General features: G+C 59.9%; 5 protein-coding genes. 2 read left to right on the top strand and 3 right to left on the bottom strand.

Annotation, left to right across the window (positions count from 1 at the left end; translation table 11 throughout):
- The first annotated feature begins 173 nt into the window (after positions 1 to 173).
- Positions 174 to 707 (top strand): DUF488 domain-containing protein, encoded by a 534-nt coding sequence (locus VJV58_RS12195; RefSeq protein ID WP_324137601.1) that lies wholly within the window; start codon positions 174 to 176, stop codon positions 705 to 707.
- A 69-nt stretch (positions 708 to 776) separates the two neighbouring features.
- On the opposite strand, the gene VJV58_RS12200 is transcribed toward VJV58_RS12195, so the two are convergent.
- From VJV58_RS12200 to VJV58_RS12210, 3 genes are all read right to left on the bottom strand, one after another.
- On the bottom strand, positions 777 to 2,306 hold the full coding sequence (locus tag VJV58_RS12200; protein WP_324137602.1) for an FAD-dependent oxidoreductase: 1,530 nt from the start codon (positions 2,304 to 2,306) through the stop codon (positions 777 to 779).
- A gap of 54 nt (positions 2,307 to 2,360) precedes the next feature.
- Positions 2,361 to 3,014 (bottom strand): GTP cyclohydrolase I FolE, encoded by a 654-nt coding sequence (folE, locus tag VJV58_RS12205; protein WP_414641482.1) that lies wholly within the window; start codon positions 3,012 to 3,014, stop codon positions 2,361 to 2,363.
- 101 nt (positions 3,015 to 3,115) lie between these two features.
- A complete protein-coding gene (locus VJV58_RS12210) occupies positions 3,116 to 4,369 on the bottom strand; it encodes an MFS transporter (RefSeq protein ID WP_324137604.1) in 1,254 nt (417 codons plus the stop codon).
- Positions 4,370 to 4,822: 453 nt separating this feature from the next.
- Between VJV58_RS12210 and VJV58_RS12215 the strand changes: the two genes are divergently transcribed.
- On the top strand, positions 4,823 to 6,556 hold the full coding sequence (locus tag VJV58_RS12215; RefSeq protein ID WP_324137605.1) for an ATP-binding protein: 1,734 nt from the start codon (positions 4,823 to 4,825) through the stop codon (positions 6,554 to 6,556).
- Positions 6,557 to 6,593 lie beyond the last annotated feature (37 nt).

Below are 6,593 nucleotides of genomic sequence, written 5' to 3' on the forward strand. Positions count from 1 at the left end.
CGACGCCAAACTCCGCATGAAGATCATCCTGGTTGAAACGCGTAAGCCGCGGATTTTTGAGCTGCGCAAACGAATTTTCGTGACCGGCAACATGCGCTGAGTTAGCCCGGCCCGGAACTTTCGCCGCGCCTTGAGATTGCCGTGACAACGGCTGATTGCAAAGCTCGGGTTCAATGGCGACGCCATTCTTCACCATCGGTCATTCCACCCGGAACATCGAGCAATTTGTCGAGCTGCTTCACGCCTCCCGGGTCAGCCTGGTAATCGACGTCCGCAGCATTCCGCGCTCGCGGACGAACCCGCAATACAATCGCGAGACGCTGCCGGAGGCGCTCTCGGAGCACCAGATCGGCTATGCTTGTATCCCGGAATTGGGAGGACGACGCGCGCACGTCCGAAGCATTCCGCCGACCACGAACGGCTACTGGGAAAATCAGAGTTTTCACAATTACGCCGACTACGCGATGGGCAGCAACTTTCGAACCGGCCTTGCGAAATTGCTGGAGGTGGGCCGCCGAGAGCGCAGCACCATCATGTGCGCCGAGGCCGTCTGGTGGCGCTGCCATCGCCGGATCATAGCCGACTACCTTCTCACTGCCGGCGAGACAGTTTGCCATATTCTCGGGCCCGGCGTCGTCAATCCGGCCAGCATCACGCCCGCTGCCATTGCGAATCCTGACGGGACGCTAAGTTATCCGGCCAAATGACCCGCAAGCTGCTCTTATCTCGTTCATGCACAGCTTTCGCTGTGAGCGCACCGGCGGCATCGATGCATTTCAGCGTGCGCCTTTCCGCTCCATCTCGAATTCGACTCGCAGATTCTCTAGATCGCGATAGATTGATGCAACGGCGAGGACACGACCCCTGCTTTTGTACTGCAACAGACAGTCCCGCGCGGCGATGTCGCCGTCAACCGTGATCTCGTCCCACGATTCGGCGTGGCCGACATAGTTGATCGGCACGTCGTAGTGCTGACTCCAGAAAAAGGGCACGGCGTCGAACCGCTCTCGCTCACCCAGCATATTGCGGGCGGCGGTCTGGCCTTGACGTTCGGCCACCACCCAATGCTCAACGCGAATGTTTTGCTGAGAGTGCAAGTCCGGCCAACGCGCGATATCGCCCGCCGCATAGATTCCTGGAATGCTGGTTTCCAGAAATTCATTCACCGCGATGCCACGGTCAAGCTTAAGGCCGGCTTGTTCGGCCAGGGCCAGTCGGGGACGCACCCCCACCCCGATAACGACAGTATCGGCCTCGAGCATGCCGCCGCTCTTGAGCGTCGCGCGCTTTCCATCGATTGAAGTAACGGTATCGCCGAGATGAAACACCACACCGTGCTGCTCGTGCAACGCGCGGATGAAGTCGCCCATCTGCGGACCTAGCACCCGCTCCATCGGCCGTTGCTCGGGAGCCACGACATGGACCTCGATCTCGCGTGCGCGCAATGACGCGGCTACTTCGAGGCCGATAAAGCTGGCGCCAATCACGATCGCGCGCCGCGCCCCATCAAGCGACCCGATGATCGCGCGGCTATCCGCAACAGAACGCAGCGTATGGACGTGCGGCTGGTCTGTGCCGGGGATCGGCAGCCGGACGGGCTCGGCCCCCATTGCCAGCAAGAGCCGATCGTAGGGAACAGCAGCGGCGCTGCCATCGAGAAGAACGTTGCGGGCCTTGGTATCTATCGAGGCGACGTTGGTTTCCAGCCGAAGATCGATCCCGGCTTCGCTATAGAAGCTGTCCGGGCGCAGCGGCAACCAGTCCTCCGGTGCATTGCCGGCAAGATAATCTTTTGACAGGTTCGGCCGATCGACCGGTGGCGCTGCGTCGTCGCTCAGCATGACGATGCTGCCGCGAAAATTCCGCCTCCGCAGCATGTCGGCCGCAGCAAGCCCGGCGGCGCCGCCGCCGACGATCACGATCTTGTCGGGCGCGCCGTCGTGCGTTTTTACGTTGGGCTGCGACCGTTGTCGCTTTCGCCGAACGAAAGTCCGGTCGCCCTCGCGCTCGACGTCCCAGACCGAGAGCGCATTCAATGCCGGTGCGCGCGTCGCCTCGCCCGTTCGCAGATCGAAGCAGGCGTGATGCCACGGACAACGAACGGTGGCGCCGACCACAAGTCCCTCGGCGAGCGGCCCGTGATAGTGGCTGCAGTGCGCATCGATGGCGAAAATCTCCGAACCGGAGCGGACGAGCACAACACTTTCGTCGCCGACGTGCCCCAGCAAGGTTTCGCCGGTGAAGTCATGCAGGGGAACGCCTTGCGTGAGGTCCGGCCCGGTGGGCTGGGCTTGCTCTTCAGCCATAGTCCCTCACCTCCTCTGTTCTCGTATGCCGGACCGTGTTTTTAGGAATTTACATCAACTTGCCATCCCGAGGAATTCCTGTCGCGTCAGAGCGTTGTCGCGGAAGCAGCCCAGCATACGGCTGGTGACCAGGTCGGTGCCCGGCTTGTGAACGCCGCGGGTCGTCATGCAGTGGTGGGTCGCCTTGATGATGACGCCAACGCCCTGTGGCTTGAGTACGTCATTGATGGTGTTGGCGATTTGCGCGGTCATCTTTTCCTGGATCTGCAGGCGTCTGGCGTAGATATCGACCACCCGGGCTAACTTCGAAATGCCAACCACCCGGCCGCTGGGAATGTAAGCAACCCAGGCCCGACCGATGATCGGGGCCATGTGGTGCTCACAATGGCTTTCGAACCCGATGTCCCGCAGCACGATCATTTCATCATAGCCTTCAATCTCCTCGAAGGTCTTTTCCAGAATCTCGACCGGATCCTGGCCGTAGCCCGAGAAGAACTCTTGAAACGAGCGGGTCACGCGAGCCGGCGTTTCGATCAGTCCGTCCCGGTCGGGGTTTTCCCCCGTCCATCGGATGATGGTTCGTACCGCCGCTTCGACCTCGGCACGGCTCGGTTTTGTCGGCGTTCTTGCGCGATCAAGCGCATGCACATTTGGATTCACTTGGGACTGCTCCTTGATAGTGGACGTCAAATGACGCCCTTGCACCATGCAGATGCCGCTTAGATGGTCCCTGACGTAAAAGGTTCCCAACTCCTTGAACGGAAGATTCCCCGCGGAGTTAATTGACTTCGATAATTGTCGGCTGCATTTCACTTGGCATTCGCGGGCGCGTGGAGATGCCAGAGGTCCGCGCGCCAATGCAGCACGATGCTCAGGATCAGTGCGAGCCCCGCAGCCGCGTAAAGCGTGCCGGTTGCGGCAAATCCGATCTGGTCGATCAGGCTGCCGGCCGCCAGCAGACCGATGGGCAAGCTGTAGATCGCGAGCATGCGCACGCCCATCACCCGGCCGCGAAAGCGCTCGCTTGCGGTTCTCATCAGGATCACCGCAATCGAGATCATCGTCAGACTTTGGGCAAATCCCGCGAACATAAGGCAAGCTATCGCGGCAGAAATGGTTTTCATTTGTACAAATACGAGTAATGCCGCGTACCACATTACTGTCGAGGTGATCATCAGTCGGGCAACACGGATACCGCCGATCACGCTGAGCAGAATAGAGCCGGCCAACGAGCCAATGGCGAAACTCGCGGATAGATAGCCAAGGCCGGTCTGATTGGTATCGTAGATCTCGCGTGCGATATAAGGCAGCAGTCCATTTGAAAGCGGGTATGCCGTCAGATTGGCAAGAAACGCGATCCAGATCGCGGCCCGCATTCTCGGCGTGGTCCAGACATAAACCACTCCTTCCTTCAGATCGCGAATCGGCGAGCGCACTGCGGGTGGCGATGCATCCACCGCGGGCGGCTTCCATGGCGCTATGACGCAGAGCGTCAGCAATGTACCGAGCACATAAAGACCGGTAATCGCTATATACGCCGGGCCCATGCCCAAAGCGGCGAACAACGCGGCTCCGCTCAACGCACCTGCAATGCGCGCGGTATCCATTGTCGTTCGCGAAATGCTGATTGCCCCAATCAGCTGGTCATGTGGCATGATCGTCGCGACCAGCGCGCCGCGAACGCCGAGGTCAGAGGGGCGAACCAATCCCATGATCGCGGCGATGACAAAGACATACAGCGGCGTCAAATGGCCCGTCAGCGCCAGCGTCAGCAGCGTGCCCGCCAGCACAGCATAGGTGGCGCGCATCATGGCAAGCAGGTCGCGATGACCGATACGGTCACCGGCGACGCCGAAAATCGGCGCGATGAGGGTCCCAATGTAAGTGAGCGAGGCAAACAAGGTCAGCAGCAATACCGATTTCGTTTCGACCAGCACGTACCAACCGAGAATAAGCGTCTCCATCTCGAACGCCCAGGACGTGAGCAGATCGGCAGGCCACTGGTAACGGTAATTCCGGATGCGAAACGGTGCGAGCGCGGAGGGCCGCGCCAAGCCACTCAAAACCAGATTCCGCGTATCATCGCGTGCCGTCCCTGCCCTGTTTCTTGTTTGTCTTGAGCAAGCTCATCTCGTTTGAAGATGGTTTGCCTGATTGGACTGCAGCGTAGCCGCGATATTTCGGGTGTCAATTATGAGAGGGTTCCCATCGATATCGGCGGAAAGGTCAAGCGTGGAATCAGCGATCCGAAAACAAGAAGCTCGCCAGGCGAAACCCGGCCAGTTTCGTAAACCAAACGTTAAAGCCGGCCGAATGGCAAACTGTGAACGGGGCCGAGCCCCGGACAGCTAAATTCTTCGCAAAAATGCGGCTCTCAGGCCGCTGCTCGGTACGCCAAAGTACGGCTGTCACGGAGATGCAGCCGATTTGAGCAATCCGGAACGGGGGCGGCTTAACCGTTTGTCCAGCCGGCGCCTTCATAGTGCGGCTCTGGCCCAATCTGAGGTGCAACGACTGTGACATCGTTCGGACGTGTGATTTCGGTACGCGGATCTCTCGCCCGTGTTGGGTTGCTGGCAAGCAATCAGCTGGGGGTTTCGGAAGTTCGTGCCACGGTCGGCCGTTTTGTCAGCATTCGCTGCGCGAATTCGACCATCGTCGCAATGATCACTGAAGTCTCCTCTGAGGGAAATTTGCCAGAATCCGGCACCTACATCGCCAGCGCCTCGGTGGACCTGCTCGGGGAAATACTCGGCGGCCCGGAGCGGCCCAAATTCCAACGCGGAGTCACCAATTATCCAACGATAGGCGATACTGTCGACCTGATCACGAACCAGGAGCTTCGCACCGTATACGCGCCGAGCGGCTCCGATCAGATCGATGTCGGCACCCTGCAGCAGGACCGGTCAGTCGTCGCCTATGTCGATATCGAGGAGATGCTCTCGAAGCACTTTGCCGTGCTCGGCTCTACCGGCGTCGGCAAATCCACCGGCGTGTCGCTGCTCCTGAACGAAATTCTCAAATCGCGGCCGAATTTGCGGATTTTCCTGCTCGACGTTCACAACGAATACGGGCGGTGCTTCGGCGATCGCTCGCTCGTTCTCAACCCGCGCAACCTGAAACTGCCGTTCTGGTTGTTCAATTTCGAAGAGATTGTTGACGTGCTGTTCGCCGGACGTCCCGGCGTTCCCGACGAGCTCGATATCCTCGCCGAAGTCATTCCGGTGGCAAAGGGCATCTATACCCAATACCAGAACGGCGACCGCGTAGTCGTGAAGCGCAGCGAATCCAGGGGCGCCGGCTACACCGTGGACACGCCGGTGCCCTATCGGCTGGTCGACCTGATCTCGCTGATCGATGAGCGGATGGGCAAGCTCGAGAACCGTTCTTCGCGCATTATCTACCACAAGCTCATTTCGCGGATCGAAACCGTACGCAATGATCCGCGGTATACGTTCATGTTCGACAACGCCAATGTCGGCGGCGACACCATGGCGGAAGTCGTCAGTCATCTGTTTCGACTGCCGGCCAACGGCAAACCGATGACCGTCATGCAGTTGGCCGGTTTCCCCGCCGAAGTCGTTGATTCCGTGGTGTCCGTGCTGTGCCGCATGGCCTTTGACTTCGGACTCTGGAGCGACGGCGTCTCGCCGCTTCTGTTCGTCTGCGAGGAGGCCCATCGCTACGCTTCCGCAGACCGCAGCATCGGTTTCGGGCCTACACGCAAAGCCGTGTCGCGTATCGCCAAGGAAGGCCGCAAATACGGCGTCTATCTCGGGCTGGTCACGCAACGCCCAGCCGAACTCGATGCAACCATCATTTCCCAATGCAATACGCTGTTTGCGATGCGCCTTGCGAACGAACGCGACCAGTCGCTGTTGCGCGCGGCGGTCTCCGACGCTGCAGCGAATCTGTTGTCGTTCGTACCCTCGCTTGGCAGCCGAGAAGTGCTCGCTTTTGGCGAAGGCGTGGCGCTTCCAACGCGACTACGCTTCAAAGAGGTGCCGGTGCATCAATTACCGCGGAGTGAAGCCAGCATCTCGACCGTGCCGTCGGCCACTTCAGGTCACGACATGCATTTCGTCGGAGCCGTGCTGGAGCGTTGGCGCGGCGCCACATCGAGCCGCGATGTTCCCAGCGACGCCGGCAGCACCGCGGCGCGGCCAGTCTTGGTGGAAGCACCGATGCTGCAGCCATCCATGGGTCTTGATCCAGACCGCTTTTCGCTGCTGAAAAAACCGCTGCGCTGATCAATTAGGCCTGAGGGCCTGAGGCCCTGGTCAGGTA

The sequence above is a fragment of the Bradyrhizobium sp. genome (genome assembly GCF_035273305.1).
Classification (GTDB): Bacteria; Pseudomonadota; Alphaproteobacteria; order Rhizobiales; family Xanthobacteraceae; genus Bradyrhizobium.